Here is a 17,473-nt window from a genome sequence, read left to right on the forward strand (position 1 = left end):
TTGTTCTACAATCTCAATGGCTCGTTCTAGCATCGGCACCATTTCACCAAAAAAGACAATATAAGGGCGCATCGGATGTCCGTTTGGATCTTTATCGTCTAATTTCTGATCACCAAAACAATCCACGATATAACTTTCATCAAAGCTACTGCGCGCTTTATTTAATTCGCCATGCAAGTGCAACACATAGGTGCTACCGGCACGCTCATGTAAATCATCCACATTTTGGGTAATTATATGAACTTCATAAAACTCTTCCAATTCAACCAAAGCTAAGTGTGCGGCATTAGGCTCTGCAGATTGAGCATTACGACGTCGTTCATTATAAAACTCCAATACTTTTGCACGGTTTTTCTTTAAGGCTTCTGGCGTACACACTTCTTCTACTTTATGCCCAGCCCACAAACCATCTTCCGCTCTAAAAGTAGGAATTCCACTTTCAGCACTAATGCCTGCGCCAGTTAATACAACGCAAATTGGTTTATTTTTCGCTGTCATGCTTTTCCTCTCCTCTCACTTTCAAAATCTCATCAATCACTCTATCTCTTCCCATCATGCCAAAAATATTCCCTGCTTTATAAAGGGCTTGATAAGCATAGCTTTCAATATGTAAGAATGGCTTATCTGACAGATGTTGGAAATATTGTTTTAGCTGTTCTTTTGAACGTAAGAACACCTCATATTCAGCTTGAATATGGGCACACATTGCTTCAATGCACATTTTAAATTCGTTACTTTGATGAAGACTGATAATTAAATAGACGGCTTTATGGTCTGTTGTTACCTCATCCGCATAGACACAGGCTAAATTAAATACCTGCCATTTATAGCGATCCGCAAATCCACCTATGATTCGGCTTTGCTCCTCATTTTCAACTTGCACAAGTGCGGCTGATTTTTTTAAACAATCTTGCAAAATGTCACTTGGCGTAAAAGGCCCACAACCTAAGTAAGATAAGACACAATTCCAATTAGCAAATTGTTCTGTACCAAAATGAACATGCTCGCCTTGAAATTTGCCCGCACCATTTTTAGTGCGATCATCAATTAAATAATCGCCTTGGTTGAGGTTTTTATGGTGGGATAAAATTAATCGCTTATATAATGCGGAGCCTTTCTCTTCGCCAAAATAATGCTGAATCCATTTCACTTTATCACTCCAAGCAGATGGATTATGCCAAGGTGCGGTAGAAAGGACATACACATGGTATTTTTTCATCAATTTATGGACGGCAGAAATGGCGTTTGGCATAGGCTCCATTAAGCTAAAAATGCCCTCGACTTCATCATATCGACCTTCATATTCGTGCTTGGTTTTCTCATCTAATTTTGCAATACCAGATGGAAAATCCACCATCACATTGTCCATATCTATATACACAATTTGCTTCATCTTAATGTCCTCTCTGTTGATGGCTTCATCATAAAACACAAAGCGACAATGTGTGTCGTTAGGAAATGTCCTCGAGATATACACGCTCAATTTCTTGATAATTTTCGCCAAAATGCGCAATCCACCAATTCAACATTTCACTCTCAATGACCGTGGCGGAAATTTCATATTCACTGCCATAATCTTTCACCGTTTGATCAACTGATAACGGCGTTTCTGTCAAAAATCCACCAATCGCTTTATCCACTCTGAAAGTTAAGCGAATTTTTCTGCCATAACTAAAACCGAATTTTTGGCTTTCAACATAAGCTTTCAAATTAAAATCCGGGCGATCAAATTGCATGGTACTCACAGTAACCTCAAGCAAACGATGTAAAGCAAGATGCAAAATATCACCATGTTCATATTGCGCGACTAAATAACTACTCGGGCCTTGTTGCACCAAAGCAAGTGGCTTAACTTGTGCTTTGTGTTCTTTGCCGTGAATACTTCGATAATGCACCTGTAAAAATCGATTTTGATAAAGTGCGGTGCTAATTTGAGAAAAAATGTCGGGCTCAATTTTAGCCGGCAATAACGGTTGGCTGGTTGGCGCAATCGCCACTTTGTTTAGCCATTCGGAACCGGATTTTTTATTGGCATCATAGACCAAGTTATATTCGGCTTGCTTAAAAAAAGATTCCATAGAATTGAGGATATTCGCAGGCAAAATGCCTTTTAAATATTGCTTCGCTAACATTAATACCAAAGATTGTTGCTCGTTTAAAATTGGCAAATCGAGTCCTTTAGCATTTTCTTTCCAGCGATAACTGTAAGGCTTGCTGAGGGTATTACATTCAATATCAAACTGTTCAGACAGGCTTTTTAATTGACGTTGAATGCTACGGATATCGCGAGAAAATCCCATATCTTCCAGCTTCTGTTGGATTTCATACGAGCTGATGTAACTACGTTTTGGAATTAAACGTAAAATTTCTAATTGAAAGTGCGTTGTCTTGGATTCTTTTGCCATATTGTTTCTCAGCATTGTTATGTAAAAATCCCCAACATATTGTCAGGGATAAGAATTAAATTGCGTTATCCCAATACAACGATACGTTGCTCAGAACGGTTATTGTAGTGAGGGAGAAAACAACATTCGATGGCACAAAAACGAAAACGTTCGAAAAATGGATTGTTTTCCCACCGCACTTTTACATCACCACCACATCAAACTGCTCTTGGGTGTAAAACGGTTCGGTTTTTACTTGGATTTGTTTGCCAATAAAGACTTCCAACTCGGCTAACAAACCGTGGGATTCTTCGTTGATTAAATAGTCCGCAACCGCGTGGGAGGCATAAACCACAAATTGTTCGCTAGAAAATAAATGATGCACACGGATAATTTCGCGCATGATTTCATAGCACACGGTTTCCACAGTTTTTACCCGTCCGCGGCCTTGGCAGGTTGGGCATTCGCAACACAATACATGTTCCAAACTTTCCCGCGTACGTTTACGGGTCATTTCTACCAAACCTAATTGCGTGAAGCCATTCACATTTGTTTTCACCGGATCACGCGATAAGGCATCTTGCAAGGATTCCAACACGCGATTGCGATGTTCTTCACTTTGCATATCGATGAAATCAATGATAATCATGCCGCCGAGATTGCGCAGTTGAAGTTGTTGCGCGATGGTTTTGGTGGCTTCAATATTAGTGTTGAAAATGGTTTCTTCTAAATTACGATGCCCTACGAATGCACCGGTATTGATGTCGATCGTGGTCATGGCTTCTGTTTGCTCAATGATCAAATAGCCACCGGATTTGAGATTCACTCGTCTATCTAACGCGTGATGGATCCCCTTTTCCACACTGTAAACATCAAAGAGCGGTTGATTTCCCGTGTATAAAATCAGTTTGTCGGTGAGGTTGGGGATGAATTCTTCGGTGAATTGTTTCACGTCATTGAAACAAAGTCGGGAATCAATGTGAATGCGATCCAATTTGCCCCCGATAAAGTCGCGCAGAATGCGCTGTGTCAGCGCCAATTCGCCGTAAAGCATAGAACGAGTTGGGTATTTCGCACGGCGTTCTAGCACTTTTCGCCACAAGCGTTTTAAGAAATCGGCATCTTGTTGTAAATCCAGTTCAGTCGCCCCTTCGGCCGCAGTACGGATAATAAAACCGCCCAATTCATCACATAAAGGTAAGGTGAGTTCTTTCAAGCGATTACGCTCTTCCTCGCTTTCAATGCGTTGTGACACGCCCACATGGCTATTTTCCGGCATAAACACTAAGTAACGGGAAGGCAAGGTAATATCGGTAGTGAGTCGCGCGCCTTTCGTGCCAAGCGGATCTTTTACCACTTGCACCACAATGTCCTGCCCTTCATGTACCAGTTGGGAAATGTCTTTCACCACAAATTGCTTTTGTTCACTTTCTTCTACACATTCAGTGTGCGATACAATATCTGACGCGTGTAAGAAAGCGGCTTTTTCCAGCCCGATGTCCACAAATGCCGATTGCATTCCCGGTAATACACGGGTGACGCGGCCTTTATAAATATTTCCCACAATACCGCGTTTGCCTTGGCGTTCAATATGCACTTCTTTGAGCAAACCGGTTTCCACTAAGGCAATGCGCGTTTCGCTTGGTGTCACATTGACCAATAATTCAACAGAATCCATAAAATATCTTATCCAAAATGTTGTTGTTATTGATTTTGCCGATTAGTCTAACGAAAAGGAAAATAGAATAACAGGGGCAAATCAGGTAAAATGCCCCCCTTTTTTTGAATATAAGAACTATTTTTAGGATTGATAGGATGTTTGGTTTAGATCCGACAATTGTTACATTTACTATTTATATTTTCGGCATGATTGGCATTGGGGTTGCCGCCTATTATTACACCAAAGATTTATCCGATTACATTTTGGGTGGTCGTCGCTTAGGCAGTTTCGTCACGGCGATGTCTGCCGGTGCTTCGGATATGTCCGGTTGGTTGTTAATGGGGTTGCCGGGCGCCGTGTATTTATCCGGTTTGGTCGAGGGCTGGATTGCCATTGGTTTGACCTTGGGAGCCTATTTAAACTGGCTCTTCGTTGCCGGACGTTTACGGGTTTACACCGAATTCAATCAGAACGCATTAACCCTGCCTGAATATTTTCATCATCGCTTTGGCTCGCGTCACAATGCGTTAAAAATCGTTTCCGCCTCCATTATTTTGGTGTTCTTCACCATTTATTGCGCCTCGGGTGTGGTAGCCGGTGCGAAATTATTCCAAAATCTTTTTTCAATCGATTATTCCACCGCACTTTGGTACGGCGCGCTCGCCACCATCGCCTACACCTTTATTGGTGGCTTCCTTGCAGTGAGTTGGACGGACACCATTCAAGCTACGCTAATGATTTTCGCCTTATTGCTTACCCCTGTTTTTGTGGTGATTTCTATCGGCGGCATTGACGATTTACAAAGCGTCGTGCAACAAGCCGAAATGAGCGCACAAAAAGAATTTACCGACTTATTCCGTGGTACCACCATTATGGGTTTGTTAAGCCTTGCGGCGTGGGGCTTAGGTTATTTCGGGCAACCGCATATTCTCGCTCGCTTCATGGCGGCAGACTCTGTGCGCTCCCTCAATAAAGCCCGCAAAATCAGCATGACCTGGATGGTACTTTGCTTAGTGGGTGCCGTTGCCATCGGTTTCTTTGGTATGGCGTATTTCTATGCAAATGCAAACACCGCTTCCGCTGCCTTGGTAAACCATGAACCCGAGCAAGTTTTTATTGAGCTATCCCGACTATTATTTAATCCGTGGATTGCCGGTATTTTACTTTCTGCCATTCTTGCTGCGGTGATGAGTACCTTAAGTTGCCAGTTGTTAATTTCTTCCAGTGCGATCACGGAAGACTTTTACAAAGGCTTTATCCGCCCGAAAGCGTCTGAAAAAGAATTAGTTTGGTTAGGTCGCATCATGGTGTTGGTGATTGCCGCCGTTGCCATTTGGATCGCCCAAGATCAAAACAGTAAGGTGTTGAAACTTGTGGAATTTGCTTGGGCGGGCTTTGGCAGTGCCTTTGGTCCGGTAGTTTTACTTTCATTATTTTGGAAACGCATGACCTCTTCCGGTGCCATGACAGGCATGCTCACCGGTGCAATCACGGTATTTGCTTGGAAAGAATGTTTACCGCAAGAAAGCGAATGGGCGCAAGTGTATGAAATGATTCCCGGCTTTATGTTCGCCGCCATCGCCATTATTATTGTGTCACTACTGTCCGCAAAACCGGATGCCGCGATTACCGACACCTTTGAGAAAGCCCAAAAAGCGTATTATGATGCGCTGTAACCCTAATTCACCGAGATAACGATATGATCGATTTTCGTCCTTTTTATCAACAAATTGCCACGACCCATCTTTCCCCTTGGTTGGAAACCTTGCCATTACAAATGAAACAATGGCAACAGCAAACCCACGGGGAATATGCCAAATGGGCAAAAGTCGTGGAATTTCTACCGCACTTGCCGGCTTCCCGTATTGATCTAAAAAGTGCGGTCAAATCTGAGTGCGATTCTGCGCTTTCTGATGGCGAACGTCAGCGCATTATTCACCATTTAAAACAACTCATGCCATGGCGTAAGGGACCTTATCATTTGCTTGGCATTCATGTGGATTGCGAGTGGCGCTCCGATTTCAAATGGGATCGCGTGCTACCGCATTTAGCGCCGTTGCAAGATCGCACGATTTTAGATGTGGGTTGCGGCAGTGGGTATCATATGTGGCGCATGGTGGGCGAAGGCGCGAAAATGGTGGTGGGCATCGACCCGACGGAATTGTTCTTATGTCAATTTGAAGCGGTTCGCAAACTCTTAAATGACGATCGTCGCGCCAACTTGATTCCGCTCGGCATTGAGCAAATGCAACCCCTTGCGGCGTTTGATACGGTGTTTTCCATGGGCGTGTTATATCACCGCAAATCGCCGCTGGATCATCTTTCCCAACTGCGTGCGCAACTGGTTAATGGCGGCGAATTGGTGCTCGAAACCTTAGTGGTGGATGGCGATGAAAACACGGTGTTGGTGCCGATAGATCGTTACGCCAAAATGAAAAATGTATATTTTATTCCGTCCGTTGCCGCACTGATTCATTGGTTACAAAAAACCGGCTTTAAAAATGTGCGTTGCGTGGATGTTGCCGTCACCTCATTAGAGGAACAGCGCAAAACCGATTGGTTAGAAAATGAATCCTTAATTGATTTTCTCGATCCCAATGATCATAGCAAGACGATTGAAGGCTATCCTGCCCCAAAAAGAGCGGTCATTTTAGCCAACAAATAGTCATAAATCTCATTGAGATCAAAGGTTAAAAAGAGTAAAGTAAGCAACCGTTGATTTTTATAAACTAGCTTAAAAAGGCGGAAAATTATGGGTAAAAGTGTTGTTGTTCTCGGCGCGCAATGGGGCGATGAAGGAAAAGGAAAAATCGTTGATTTGCTCACCGACCGCGTCAAATATGTGGTTCGTTATCAGGGCGGTCATAATGCCGGTCACACCTTAATCATCAACGGTGAAAAAACCGTTTTACGTTTAATTCCATCAGGCATCCTACGCGATAACGTCACCTGTTTAATCGGTAATGGCGTTGTACTTTCCCCAGCTGCCCTCATGCAAGAAATGGGCGAATTAGAAAACCGTGGTGTGAACGTACGTGACCGTTTATTAATCTCCGAAGCCTGCCCATTAATTCTGCCTTACCACGTTGCCATGGACCACGCCCGTGAAGCGGCACTTGGCAAAAAAGCCATCGGTACTACCGGTCGTGGTATCGGTCCGGCTTATGAAGACAAAGTCGCTCGTCGCGGTTTGCGTGTAGGCGATTTATTTAATCGCGAAGCCTTCGCCGAAAAACTCAAAAATATTCTTAATTACTACAACTTCCAATTGGTGAACTACTACAAAGTTGAACCGGTTGATTATCAAAAAACTTTAGATGACGTGTTCGCTGTTGCCGATATTATCACCGGCATGGTTGCTGACATTACCTCTATCTTGGACACTGCCCGCAAAAATGGCGACAACATTTTATTCGAAGGCGCACAAGGCACCATGTTGGACATTGACCACGGTACCTATCCGTATGTGACCAGCTCCAACACCACTGCCGGTGGCGTTGCTACCGGTTCCGGTTTCGGCCCGCGCAATTTAGATTATGTGTTGGGTATCATCAAAGCCTATTGCACCCGCGTGGGTGGCGGCCCGTTCACCACGGAATTATTCGATGATGTCGGTGCAGAAATTGCACGCAAAGGGAACGAATTCGGTGCGGTCACCGGACGTCCACGTCGTTGTGGTTGGTTCGACGCGGTAGCCATTCGTCGCGCGATTCAATTGAACTCCATTTCTGGTTTCTGCATGACTAAATTAGACGTGTTAGACGGTTTCGATGAAGTGAAAATCTGCGTGGGCTACAAAATGCCAAACGGCGACATTGTAGAATACGCACCACTTGCGGCAAAAGACTGGGAAGGTGTTGAGCCGATTTATGAAACCATGCCAGGTTGGAAAGAAAATACCTTCGGTGTTACTGATGTGAATCAATTACCGCAAACCTGCCGTAATTACATCAAACGTATCGAAGAAGTCACTGGCGTACCGGTTTCTATTCTGTCCACCGGTCCGGATCGCGTACAAACCATGATTTTGCAAGATCCATTTGCTGCGTAAAAACACATAGAAAAATAACCGCACTTTTGAGCCATCAAAGTGCGGTTCTTTTTTGGAGAGTTTTTTATGAATGAACAGGAACAAAACATCATTGCCTACTTGCGTGAACACCCCGATTTTTTCACTACCCAGCCCGAATTGCTCGCCAAACTGTCTGTGGTTCATCCTCAAAAAGGCACGCTATCTTTAGTAGAAGCACAGCTAGAACAGCAACGCCAACAAATCAAAACCCTGACGGCATTCTTAGAAAAATTCCATCAACTCGCTTATCAAGAAGCGGATATTTTCTACGCGCTTATCCCCTTACAAAAGAAATTGTTTCAAGCGGAAAATTTCCAACACGGCGATGAAAAACTGAAACAATGGGCGCAGTCCTATGAGCTAGACGGCGCCAAAATACTGCTGTTTAGAGATGCGTGGCAAAAAAATGAATCTATTCCTGAACAATATTGGATTGACCGTAAGGCGTTTGAACTGATTCGTTTAGAACGTCTCGGCTTGCGCTAATTTTATTTAGGTGATCTAAGTAACAAAGAAAAACACCTGATGTTTCTGCCGGAAGAATTTCCTATCGGCTCCGTGGCAATTTGCTTGCTTGGCGCAAAAACAAGCCACAAACCCACCGCACTTTTATTATTCACCTCCCGAGATACCGCCCGCTTCCATAACGGGCAAGACACTACATTCTTAAAACACATCGTGGATATTGTGGAATTGCATTTAACCCGTTGGCTGTGAATCCATTTAGACGAGAAAGTGCGGTGCTTTTTGAGGGCATTTTTCGTTGCGAAAAAGAATCAGACCGCCTTTTCATCTTTCCCACTAGCACCAATAACAATCCGCACATAAAACGTGCGGTTTTTTGGCTCCCCTATAAGGGCCTATACTTCACAAGCCCTAAAGGAGATTGTGAAAACCGGTCACCGTGTTTATTTTCATATCACTATTTTAGTGAATGGTCGCGTGCAACTTGTTGCACGAAATCATGAATGCCCGAAAGCGTTAAATAACGTTCCGTGCGTAATTTGGTCGTGCATCAAGATGCACGCTACGCGTGAAATCGTGAATTACGCATCGAGGTTAATTATTCGTGCAACAAGTTGCACGCTACGCACAAAATCGTGAATTACGCATCGAGGTTAATATAATTATTCGTGCAACAAGTTGCACGCTACGAGGAAGGACTCCATACGCATAGCGTATGGCTTTTATAGCCAGACTTTGGCTGGCTATAATAAAAAACGTGACCGCCATCACATTTCAAAAAGATATTTCCCGCCGATAGATTGCTGTCTGTTTACATCATTCGCCCACCACCCTACAATAGCGCCGCCTTACTCACTTTTGAGTAAATCGTTTAAATATCAATCTGAACCTGTTGTGTTGTAACCGGTTTTTCATATAGGAACTCTCATATGTTATGGTTTTTCTTCTGTATTTTGATGCTGCTTTTAGGCTACTTTGTTTATGGCAAAATCATTGAAAAGATTTTTGTCATTAATCCTAAGCGCCAAACACCTGCCTACCAAGTCAATGACGGCGTGGACTATATGCCCATGTCTAAAACCAAAATTTGGTTAATTCAATTATTAAACATTGCCGGTACCGGTCCGATCTTCGGTCCGATTCTTGGTGCGTTATACGGACCTGTCGCGATGTTGTGGATCGTTATCGGATGTATTTTTGCCGGTGCCGTGCATGACTATTTCTGCGGTATGTTAAGTATTCGTCACGGTGGGGCAACCATGCCTTACTTGGCAGGGAAATTCTTAGGCCGTCCGGTAAAAGTTTTTATCAACGTTTTAGCGCTTGTTCTTCTTTTATTGGTTGGTGTGGTCTTCGTTGCCAGCCCGGCACAATTAATGGGTACGATCACCATGGACATCATGGGCGCATCTCAAGGCGCATTGCAATTAGGCGATGCCGAAGCCGTTCACAAAGCTGTTGAAGCCGGTGGTTTGACAGTTTGGGGAATGGATAAAGCCACCATCGTTGCTGTATGGACTGCCATTATCTTCGCTTACTACATTCTTGCTACCTTGTTACCTATTGACAAAATTATCGGTCGAATTTACCCACTCTTTGGTGCGTTATTGCTCTTCATGTCCGTGGGCATGGTGTACGGTTTAGTGTCTGCCCATTTCAGTGCAGTAGATCCTATCGAATTCTTCCGTACGATTGATGCAGATGGTCAAGGTTTAACCTTAGAGAAATTCACACAAAACTTCCAAGTGAAAGGTGATGTACCAATTTGGCCATTATTGTTCTTAACCATTTCTTGTGGTGCATTATCCGGTTTCCACGCAACACAAACCCCATTAATGGCACGTTGTGCTGAAAATGAAAAAGAAGGTCGTTTCATTTTCTATGGTGCGATGATTGCGGAAGGTATTATTGCATTAGTATGGTGTATGGTGGGTCTGGCATTCTATGAGAACCCGCAAGCGTTACAAGATGCGATCAGCGCAGGTTCACCATCTAAAGTAGTATATGACAGCTCATTACACTTCTTAGGTTTCGTTGGGGGTATCTTTGCAGTATTGGGTGTCGTTGTACTTCCAATTACATCTGGGGATACGGCATTCCGTGCAGCACGTTTACAATTAGCGGAAATTTTCAACATTGATCAACGTTCATTGACAAAACGTTTGTTCATTGCAGTGCCATTGTTCGTATTAGGTTACTTTGTTTCAACCATTGACTTCAGCGTGTTATGGCGTTACTTCACTTGGGCAAACCAAATGACGGCAATGGTAATGTTATGGACAGCGGCAGCTTATTTATACCGTTATCATAAATTCCACTGGGTGGCGTCTATCCCTGCATGGTTTATTACTACTGTCTGTGCAACCTATTTGTATTACAACAAAATCGGTTTCAGTTTAGACTATCAATTGTCCGTTTACCTCGGCTTTGCGACAACGATTGTTTGTGTCGTGTTGTTCTTCGCATTGGTTAAACGCTCCGGCGAAGCGGATCCGGAAGCCTTAGTTAATACATAGGCGAAATAAACAAGCGCTTCCGCCAAATCGTAACGAACAAGTTGCACACGATTCTGACGGAAGCCAAATAACCGATAAAAAAATAGCACCATTTTAGGTGCTATTTTTTATTTAACGAGGAGATTAACTCGATAAAAATAACGCTGCCGCACCACGTACGCCGCCGGAATCACCGTATTTGGCTTTTTTAATCACCGGTACTTTGGCGCTACGCATCAAATGCGGTGGTAACGCTTTTGGCAACGCTTCGTATAAATAATCGAAATTGGATAATCCCCCACCAAGCACGATAAGATGTGGATCGAAAGCCGTAATAATGTTGCCGATAGAAATCGCCGCAAGCTCAATAAAAATACCGACAAAATCCACCGCACTTTTATCACCGGCATAGAAACGTTGAATAATTTCTTTTGCCGCTAACGCTTCGCCTTTCAAATCACGGTATAGCATTTCAAAACCACGGCCGGATAAATAGGTATCCAAACAAGCTTTGTTGCCACAACCGCAATCATAAATCGGTGCCTTATCCCAACCGAGCAGTTTTAACGCGTGGTAGTTCAGTTGTAAATGCCCTAATTCGCCTGCCATACCGGTTTGACCTGAGTAAACTTTTCCGTTAATCACAAAACCGCCACCAAATCCGGTTCCCAAGATTAGGCCTAACACAGAAGGATACTGCGCATTTTCTGCATCCCATGCTTCCGATAAGGCAAAGCAGTTTGCATCATTTTCAGCCCGCACTTCACGCTCTAACAATGCGGATAAATCACGCAAAATCGGTTTATTGTCCGCCACGCGAATATTGGTAATTTCCGCAATACCGGTGGATTGATTGACAAACCCCGGAATGCCTAATCCCACAGACCCTTTGCAACCAAATTTTTCATCGGCTTTTTTTACTAAATGAACAATGGTATTTAACCAATCTTCATAACAGTTTTTCGGTGTTTCCACACGCTCGGAATATTGTTTTTCCAACTGAGAATTGAACACCGCCAATTCAATTTTGGTTCCGCCGATATCTAATCCGTACAGCATTTGATTCTCCTTTTAAAAATACCTAAAAAAACAACCGCACTTTTGGCTAAAAATTAGTGATCCACCGGCTTAAAATAATTTTTCTTAGCCAAAAATTGAAAAATCCCTAAATGAATGAGCCAAGCAATCATAATAGAAATCAACAAATCAATTGGGTAATGCATACCGAAACGTAAGCGGCTGATGAGCATAAAAATCGCCCAAAGGCTCATAAAACCGACCAATACTTTTGCACGGCGGCTTTTGTTACCGATTAATTGCATAAAGCCCACCGCCAACATGAGCCAGCTGGCAGCAAAAATAGTATGACCGGAAGGAAAAGAATACCCGACTTCTGCAGCATAATGCCCCTTGATCCATTCCGGCACATTACGTTGTGTTTGATAGAATTGGTCAACAATTTGCGCTCGTGCTTGACGATCTTGTGCATAAAACGCATCGGCACTGCTGCCGGTTTGTTCGGTGACATACGTCACGAAAGGACGCGGTTCGGAAAAGGCATTTTTTAAGCCGGATTTCACACCTTGGGTGATGACCATGGAAAAAGCCATAACAGCAACAGCTAAAATCCATTGTTTACGATTGGAAAATAATGGTAAAAATAGCAACGCAAAGACGCCGCAAGTAATGATGGCGTAAGGCACACTGCCGCTTTCCGTTAACCAATATAAAGGATGTTCGTAGCTCTCGAAGACGATATTGCCATTCCACTGCCAAGCGGACAGCCAGACAAAAAGAGGGACAAGGCAAAGCAATAATGTATATAATGACAATCTTTTTAACATATTTATAACCATAAGTGATAATCGGACTGCCATTTTATCATCAGAACTCACTAAAAGAAAAAGAATCAGGACAAAAGGACAAGTTATGGCAAAAATTGAACTGGTCGCCCAAGCCAATTTACCAACAGAATTCGGTTTATTTAAAATCGTGGGCTTTGAATTTCCGGACACTAAAAAAGAACACGTTGCTCTCGTTTTAGGCGATATTCGCAACAGTGATGAGCCTGTATTGGCACGCATTCATTCCGAATGTTTAACCGGCGATGCATTGCACAGTTTGAAATGCGATTGCGGTTTCCAACTGGCTGCCGCGTTGCGTCAAATTAATCAAGAAGGACGTGGTGTGTTAATTTATCACCGTGAAGAAGGCCGTGGCATTGGGCTAATTAACAAAATCCGCGCGTATTCCCTGCAAGATCAAGGCATGGACACCATTGAAGCCAATCTTGCTTTGGGGTTTGCCGCCGATGAACGAAATTTCAGCGTGTGTGCCGATATTTTTGATTTGCTTGGCGTAAAAAAAATTCGCTTGCTGACCAATAATCCGGAAAAAATCGACACCATGAAACAAGCCGGTATTAATGTCGTGGAACGCGTACCGTTAAATGTGGGAGAAAATCGCTACAACACCGCGTATCTCGACACCAAAGCTAAAAAAATGGGCCATTTTATTGTGCATAATGGTGAACAGCATTTAATGGAATGCCCGTATTGCCAAGAAGAAGTCCCGAAAAAATAAGCGAAAAAACAACCGCACTTCTCTGATAGATCAGATAGAAAATAGCTCGTTTCTCCCGAGCTATTTTTTTTGACACAAGGCAATGCACATTTATTTTATGTATTGATTAACTTGTTCTAAAAAATCCATGAAAAATCTTTGTATTCCCCGTCAAATTTCTGCTATTTTTAACCTCTTTTTACTACTCGGTATGTTTATTTAAGGAAAATTTATGCCATATTTGCTCAAATTAACCCAATTTGTGAGTAAAACCTTTGCACTTTGGGTACTACTCTTTGCGTTCCTCGCGTTTATTTCACCGGAAACCTTCCTCGAAATCCGCGGATATATCCCTTACTTACTGGGCATTGTCATGTTTGGTATGGGCATTACCCTCACCTTTAACGATTTCAGCGAAGTCGTTAAGCACCCGAAATCCGTTATTGTCGGTGTGGTTGGACAGTTTGTGATCATGCCAGCTATCGCGTTTGCATTAGCAAAAGTCTTTGCGCTCCCAACAGATTTAGCCATCGGTGTGATTCTGGTAGGCGCTTGCCCGGGCGGCACCTCCTCCAACGTGATGACCTATTTAGCGAAAGGCAACACTGCACTTTCCGTCGCTTGCACCACCATTTCCACCTTGCTGGCACCGTTATTAACGCCGGTCATTTTCTATGTATTAGCCAGCCAATGGATTGATATTGATGCCTCCGCTATGTTTGCCTCGGTATTAAAAATGGTGCTCTTCCCGATTTTCTTAGGTTTAGTGATTCGCGCCTTGTTAAAAAAACAAATGGCGCAAATCAGTCAAACCATGCCGTTGGTTTCGGTGATTGCCATTGTGTTAATCCTTGCCGCCGTCGTCGCCGGTAGCAAAGACAAAATCATTGATTCCGGTTTATTAATTTTCGGTGTTGTCGTCTTGCATAACTGCCTTGGCTATCTCGTTGGTTTTATCGCTGCCAAAGCCTTACGCCTCAATAATTACGACAGCAAAGCGATCGCCATTGAAGTGGGTATGCAAAACTCCGGTCTCGGCGCTGCCTTAGCCACCGCGCACTTTAATCCGATTGCCGCGGTGCCAAGTGCCGTTTTCAGTTTCTGGCACAATGTTTCCGGCCCGATTTTGGCCAACTATTTCTCCACCCTGAAAAATCAGCATGACGAAGATCCGTCATAATCCAAAGTCCAGCTAATATGACCGCACTTACCGCGCCAGCCTTTCGACAAAACCGGTAAGTGCGGTTAAAAATTCCGTTGTTTTTTGCTATAATCTTGCGCAATTTTGCTTTCAAGATTTGATGAATGACTATGACAACGAATTATTCCGCCAACGAAATCACCGTTTTAAAAGACCTTGAGCCGGTACAACTCCGCCCAGGTATGTACACCGACACCACCCGCCCAAATCACCTTGCACAAGAAGTTATCGACAACAGCGTGGACGAAGCCCTTGCCGGTTTTGCCACGAAAATTGAAGTGATTTTGCATAAAGATCAATCCATTGAAGTGACTGACAACGGGCGCGGTATGCCGGTAGATATTCACCCTGTGGAAAAAGTATCCGGCGTAGAAGTCATCATGAGCAAACTGCACGCCGGCGGTAAATTCTCCAATAAAAATTACACCTTCTCCGGTGGTTTGCACGGGGTGGGAATTTCTGTGGTGAACGCCTTATCCGAGCGAGTTGATGTCACCGTTAAACGGAATGGCGAAGTGTATAAAATCGCCTTTGAAAATGGTCAAAAAGTAGAAGACCTCACCGTTATCGGTACCTGCGGTCGCCGCACGACCGGCACCACCGTACATTTCAAGCCAAATCCGAAATATTTCGACAGCGAAAAATTCTCTGTCAGCCGTTTACGTCATTTACTCCGCGCCAAAGCGGTGTTGTGCTCAGGGCTAGAAATTAAATTTATCGATAAAGTGAATGACACCGAAGACACTTGGCTTTATCAAGACGGTTTGAACGACTATTTAATGGAAGCGGTAAACGGTTTAGTCACCTTGCCGGAACAACCGTTTATCGGTGAATTTAAAGGCGAAAAAGAAGCGGTATCTTGGGCGTTATTATGGTTACCGGAAGGTGGCGAACTCATTGGTGAAAGCTATGTAAACCTGATTCCGACAGCACTTGGCGGCACACACGTCAACGGTTTGCGTCAAGGGTTATTGGACGCGATGCGCGAGTTCTGCGAATTCCGCAATTTATTGCCGCGTGGCGTGAAACTCACCGCTGACGATTTATGGGATCGTTGTGCTTATGTACTTTCCCTTAAAATGCAAGATCCGCAATTCGCCGGACAAACCAAAGAACGCCTTTCCTCCCGTCAAAGTGCGGTGTTTATTGGCGGCGTTGTGAAAGATGCTTTCAGTTTGTGGCTCAATCAAAACGTTCAAACTGCCGAATTGTTGGCGGATATGGCAATCAGTTCAGCCCAACGCCGTTTGCGTGCAGCGAAAAAAGTGGTGCGTAAAAAACTGGTGAGCGGCCCTGCGCTACCGGGCAAACTCGCCGACTGCAGCTCACAAGATCTCAATTTAACCGAACTATTCCTCGTGGAAGGAGATTCTGCCGGCGGTTCTGCCAAGCAAGCACGGGAACGTGAATACCAAGCGATTTTGCCGTTGCGCGGTAAGATTCTGAACACTTGGGAAGTGTCACCGGAGCAAGTGTTAGCCTCACAAGAAGTGCATGATATTGCCGTGGCACTGGGCATTGACCCCGACAACGATGATTTATCCCAATTACGCTACGGTAAAGTTTGTATTCTCGCCGATGCGGATTCGGATGGTTTACACATTGCCACCCTACTTTGCGCCCTTTTCCTACGCCATTTCCCGAAACTGGTAGAACAAGGCCATGTGTATGTTGCGATGCCACCGCTCTATCGAATCGACTTAGGCAAAGAAGTCTTCTATGCCCTCGATGAAAGCGAAAAAGAGGCTATTTTGGATCGTCTCAAAGGGAAAAAAGGCAAGCCGAACGTCCAGCGTTTTAAAGGGCTGGGTGAAATGAACCCAATGCAATTACGCGAAACTACGATGGATCCGAACACCCGTCGTTTAGTGCAACTCACCTTTGAAGCACAAGGTGAAGAAAGCCAAGAAACGATCGAAACCATGGATATGCTACTGGCCAAAAAACGCGCTGAAGACCGTAAAAATTGGTTGCAAGCGAAAGGGGATCAAGTGGATTTATCCGTATAATTAGGAGCAAAATATGGATTCTATTATTTCTTATTTTTTAATTTGCTGGCAAAAAATATTTGATTATAAAGGAAGAGCTAGACGGTTAGAGCTGGGTTCATTTATTCTTCTAACTATCATTATGGCTGCCGGATTCCAAATTACTGAACAATTTATCAAAGAATATATATATTCTTATTCTGATTTATTGCATTTCGATATTTTTAATATAACGACTAAAGATAATTATGTAACTAAACAACATATTTTCACTTTACATACAACAAGTTGCGTTTATTTACTTATAAGTATCATCCCATTGCTATCAACCACCGCGAGAAGACTGCAAGATCTGAATAAATCTAAATACTGGATACTATATCTACTCTTTCCATTCTGGATGATTTTAATTACCTTTATTGGATTATTTATCGCACTAAAATTTGGCACAGATATTTTAAATATACCATGGCTAGAAAAATACTGGTTTTACATCATAGTACCTTTCTTACTTTATGAAATTTTATTAATCTTAAAACTATTATTTCAAGAAGGTAGATCTGAGGAAAACCAATATGGTCAATCTCCAAAATAATTAAAAACAACCAAAGAAAAGTAGGTTTCCCATCAGGCAAAAACCGATAGA

General features: G+C 43.4%; 14 protein-coding genes and 1 pseudogene. 9 read left to right on the top strand and 6 right to left on the bottom strand.

Features of this window, described 5'->3' with window-relative positions:
• The 4 genes from QZ106_RS08155 to rng all read right to left on the bottom strand — a co-directional run.
• A partial coding sequence (locus QZ106_RS08155) for a Sir2 family NAD-dependent protein deacetylase (RefSeq protein WP_295976320.1) occupies window positions 1-498 on the bottom strand: 498 nt, incomplete at its 3' end.
• A complete protein-coding gene (locus QZ106_RS08160; RefSeq protein ID WP_295976323.1) occupies window positions 482-1,393 on the bottom strand; it encodes a hypothetical protein in 912 nt (303 codons plus the stop codon). The genes QZ106_RS08155 and QZ106_RS08160, both read right to left, overlap by 17 nt.
• Before the next feature lie 58 nt (window positions 1,394-1,451).
• A complete protein-coding gene (locus QZ106_RS08165; RefSeq protein ID WP_295976325.1) occupies window positions 1,452-2,405 on the bottom strand; it encodes a WYL domain-containing protein in 954 nt (317 codons plus the stop codon).
• A gap of 181 nt (window positions 2,406-2,586) precedes the next feature.
• Window positions 2,587-4,062 carry a ribonuclease G gene (rng, locus tag QZ106_RS08170; protein ID WP_295976327.1) on the bottom strand — a complete coding sequence of 492 codons (1,476 nt, stop codon included), beginning with the start codon at window positions 4,060-4,062 and terminating at the stop codon, window positions 2,587-2,589.
• A 137-nt stretch (window positions 4,063-4,199) separates the two neighbouring features.
• Here rng and putP point away from each other — a divergent pair, with 137 nt between their 5' ends.
• The 5 genes and pseudogenes from putP (at window position 4,200) to QZ106_RS08195 (ending at window position 11,097) form a co-directional block, all read left to right on the top strand.
• Window positions 4,200-5,720 carry a sodium/proline symporter PutP gene (gene putP / locus QZ106_RS08175; protein ID WP_295976328.1) on the top strand — a complete coding sequence of 507 codons (1,521 nt, stop codon included), beginning with the start codon at window positions 4,200-4,202 and terminating at the stop codon, window positions 5,718-5,720.
• A gap of 23 nt (window positions 5,721-5,743) precedes the next feature.
• On the top strand, window positions 5,744-6,709 hold the full coding sequence (gene cmoB / locus QZ106_RS08180) for a tRNA 5-methoxyuridine(34)/uridine 5-oxyacetic acid(34) synthase CmoB (protein WP_295976329.1): 966 nt from the start codon (window positions 5,744-5,746) through the stop codon (window positions 6,707-6,709).
• Window positions 6,710-6,796: 87 nt separating this feature from the next.
• Window positions 6,797-8,095, top strand: a complete 1,299-nt coding sequence (gene purA / locus QZ106_RS08185; RefSeq protein WP_295976330.1) for an adenylosuccinate synthase — start codon at window positions 6,797-6,799, stop codon at window positions 8,093-8,095.
• A 66-nt stretch (window positions 8,096-8,161) separates the two neighbouring features.
• Window positions 8,162-8,833, top strand: a pseudogene (locus tag QZ106_RS08190) (DUF484 domain-containing protein).
• A gap of 677 nt (window positions 8,834-9,510) precedes the next feature.
• Window positions 9,511-11,097 carry a carbon starvation protein A gene (locus QZ106_RS08195; RefSeq protein ID WP_295976333.1) on the top strand — a complete coding sequence of 529 codons (1,587 nt, stop codon included), beginning with the start codon at window positions 9,511-9,513 and terminating at the stop codon, window positions 11,095-11,097.
• 123 nt (window positions 11,098-11,220) lie between these two features.
• Here QZ106_RS08195 and nagK read toward each other — a convergent pair whose 3' ends face one another.
• Together nagK and QZ106_RS08205 are read right to left on the bottom strand one after the other, a co-directional pair.
• Entirely contained in the window at window positions 11,221-12,135 is a 915-nt protein-coding gene (gene nagK / locus QZ106_RS08200; RefSeq protein ID WP_295976335.1) for an N-acetylglucosamine kinase, read from the bottom strand.
• Window positions 12,136-12,188: 53 nt separating this feature from the next.
• Window positions 12,189-12,932, bottom strand: a complete 744-nt coding sequence (locus QZ106_RS08205; RefSeq protein WP_295976337.1) for a phosphatase PAP2 family protein — start codon at window positions 12,930-12,932, stop codon at window positions 12,189-12,191.
• A gap of 73 nt (window positions 12,933-13,005) precedes the next feature.
• Here QZ106_RS08205 and ribA point away from each other — a divergent pair, with 73 nt between their 5' ends.
• The 4 genes from ribA to QZ106_RS08225 all read left to right on the top strand — a co-directional run bounded on the left by ribA (window position 13,006) and on the right by QZ106_RS08225 (window position 17,422).
• On the top strand, window positions 13,006-13,659 hold the full coding sequence (gene ribA / locus QZ106_RS08210; protein WP_295976339.1) for a GTP cyclohydrolase II: 654 nt from the start codon (window positions 13,006-13,008) through the stop codon (window positions 13,657-13,659).
• Between the two features lie 211 nt (window positions 13,660-13,870).
• The gene (locus tag QZ106_RS08215; RefSeq protein ID WP_295976340.1) at window positions 13,871-14,818 is read left to right on the top strand and encodes a bile acid:sodium symporter family protein; all 948 of its coding nucleotides are present in this window, start codon (window positions 13,871-13,873) and stop codon (window positions 14,816-14,818) included.
• A gap of 131 nt (window positions 14,819-14,949) precedes the next feature.
• Window positions 14,950-16,848 (top strand): DNA topoisomerase IV subunit B, encoded by a 1,899-nt coding sequence (gene parE, locus QZ106_RS08220; protein ID WP_295976342.1) that lies wholly within the window; start codon window positions 14,950-14,952, stop codon window positions 16,846-16,848.
• A gap of 13 nt (window positions 16,849-16,861) precedes the next feature.
• Window positions 16,862-17,422 carry a DUF805 domain-containing protein gene (locus QZ106_RS08225; protein ID WP_295976343.1) on the top strand — a complete coding sequence of 187 codons (561 nt, stop codon included), beginning with the start codon at window positions 16,862-16,864 and terminating at the stop codon, window positions 17,420-17,422.
• The last annotated feature ends 51 nt before the right edge of the window (window positions 17,423-17,473 follow it).

It is taken from the genome of uncultured Aggregatibacter sp., from assembly GCF_901873365.1.
Classification (GTDB): Bacteria; Pseudomonadota; Gammaproteobacteria; order Enterobacterales; family Pasteurellaceae; genus Aggregatibacter.

Excerpts from the sequence above, each read along its gene's own strand:
- nagK (WP_295976335.1), bottom strand. The coding sequence starts at position 12,135 with ATGCTGTACGGATTAGATATCGGCGGAACCAAAATTGAATTGGCGGTG.
- putP (WP_295976328.1), top strand. The coding sequence starts at position 4,200 with ATGTTTGGTTTAGATCCGACAATTGTTACATTTACTATTTATATTTTC.
- cmoB (WP_295976329.1), top strand. The coding sequence starts at position 5,744 with ATGATCGATTTTCGTCCTTTTTATCAACAAATTGCCACGACCCATCTT.
- purA (WP_295976330.1), top strand. The coding sequence starts at position 6,797 with ATGGGTAAAAGTGTTGTTGTTCTCGGCGCGCAATGGGGCGATGAAGGA.
- QZ106_RS08225 (WP_295976343.1), top strand. The coding sequence starts at position 16,862 with ATGGATTCTATTATTTCTTATTTTTTAATTTGCTGGCAAAAAATATTT.
- ribA (WP_295976339.1), top strand. The coding sequence starts at position 13,006 with ATGGCAAAAATTGAACTGGTCGCCCAAGCCAATTTACCAACAGAATTC.
- QZ106_RS08165 (WP_295976325.1), bottom strand. The coding sequence starts at position 2,405 with ATGGCAAAAGAATCCAAGACAACGCACTTTCAATTAGAAATTTTACGT.
- QZ106_RS08215 (WP_295976340.1), top strand. The coding sequence starts at position 13,871 with ATGCCATATTTGCTCAAATTAACCCAATTTGTGAGTAAAACCTTTGCA.
- QZ106_RS08160 (WP_295976323.1), bottom strand. The coding sequence starts at position 1,393 with ATGAAGCAAATTGTGTATATAGATATGGACAATGTGATGGTGGATTTT.
- QZ106_RS08205 (WP_295976337.1), bottom strand. The coding sequence starts at position 12,932 with ATGGTTATAAATATGTTAAAAAGATTGTCATTATATACATTATTGCTT.
- parE (WP_295976342.1), top strand. The coding sequence starts at position 14,950 with ATGACAACGAATTATTCCGCCAACGAAATCACCGTTTTAAAAGACCTT.
- QZ106_RS08195 (WP_295976333.1), top strand. The coding sequence starts at position 9,511 with ATGTTATGGTTTTTCTTCTGTATTTTGATGCTGCTTTTAGGCTACTTT.
- rng (WP_295976327.1), bottom strand. The coding sequence starts at position 4,062 with ATGGATTCTGTTGAATTATTGGTCAATGTGACACCAAGCGAAACGCGC.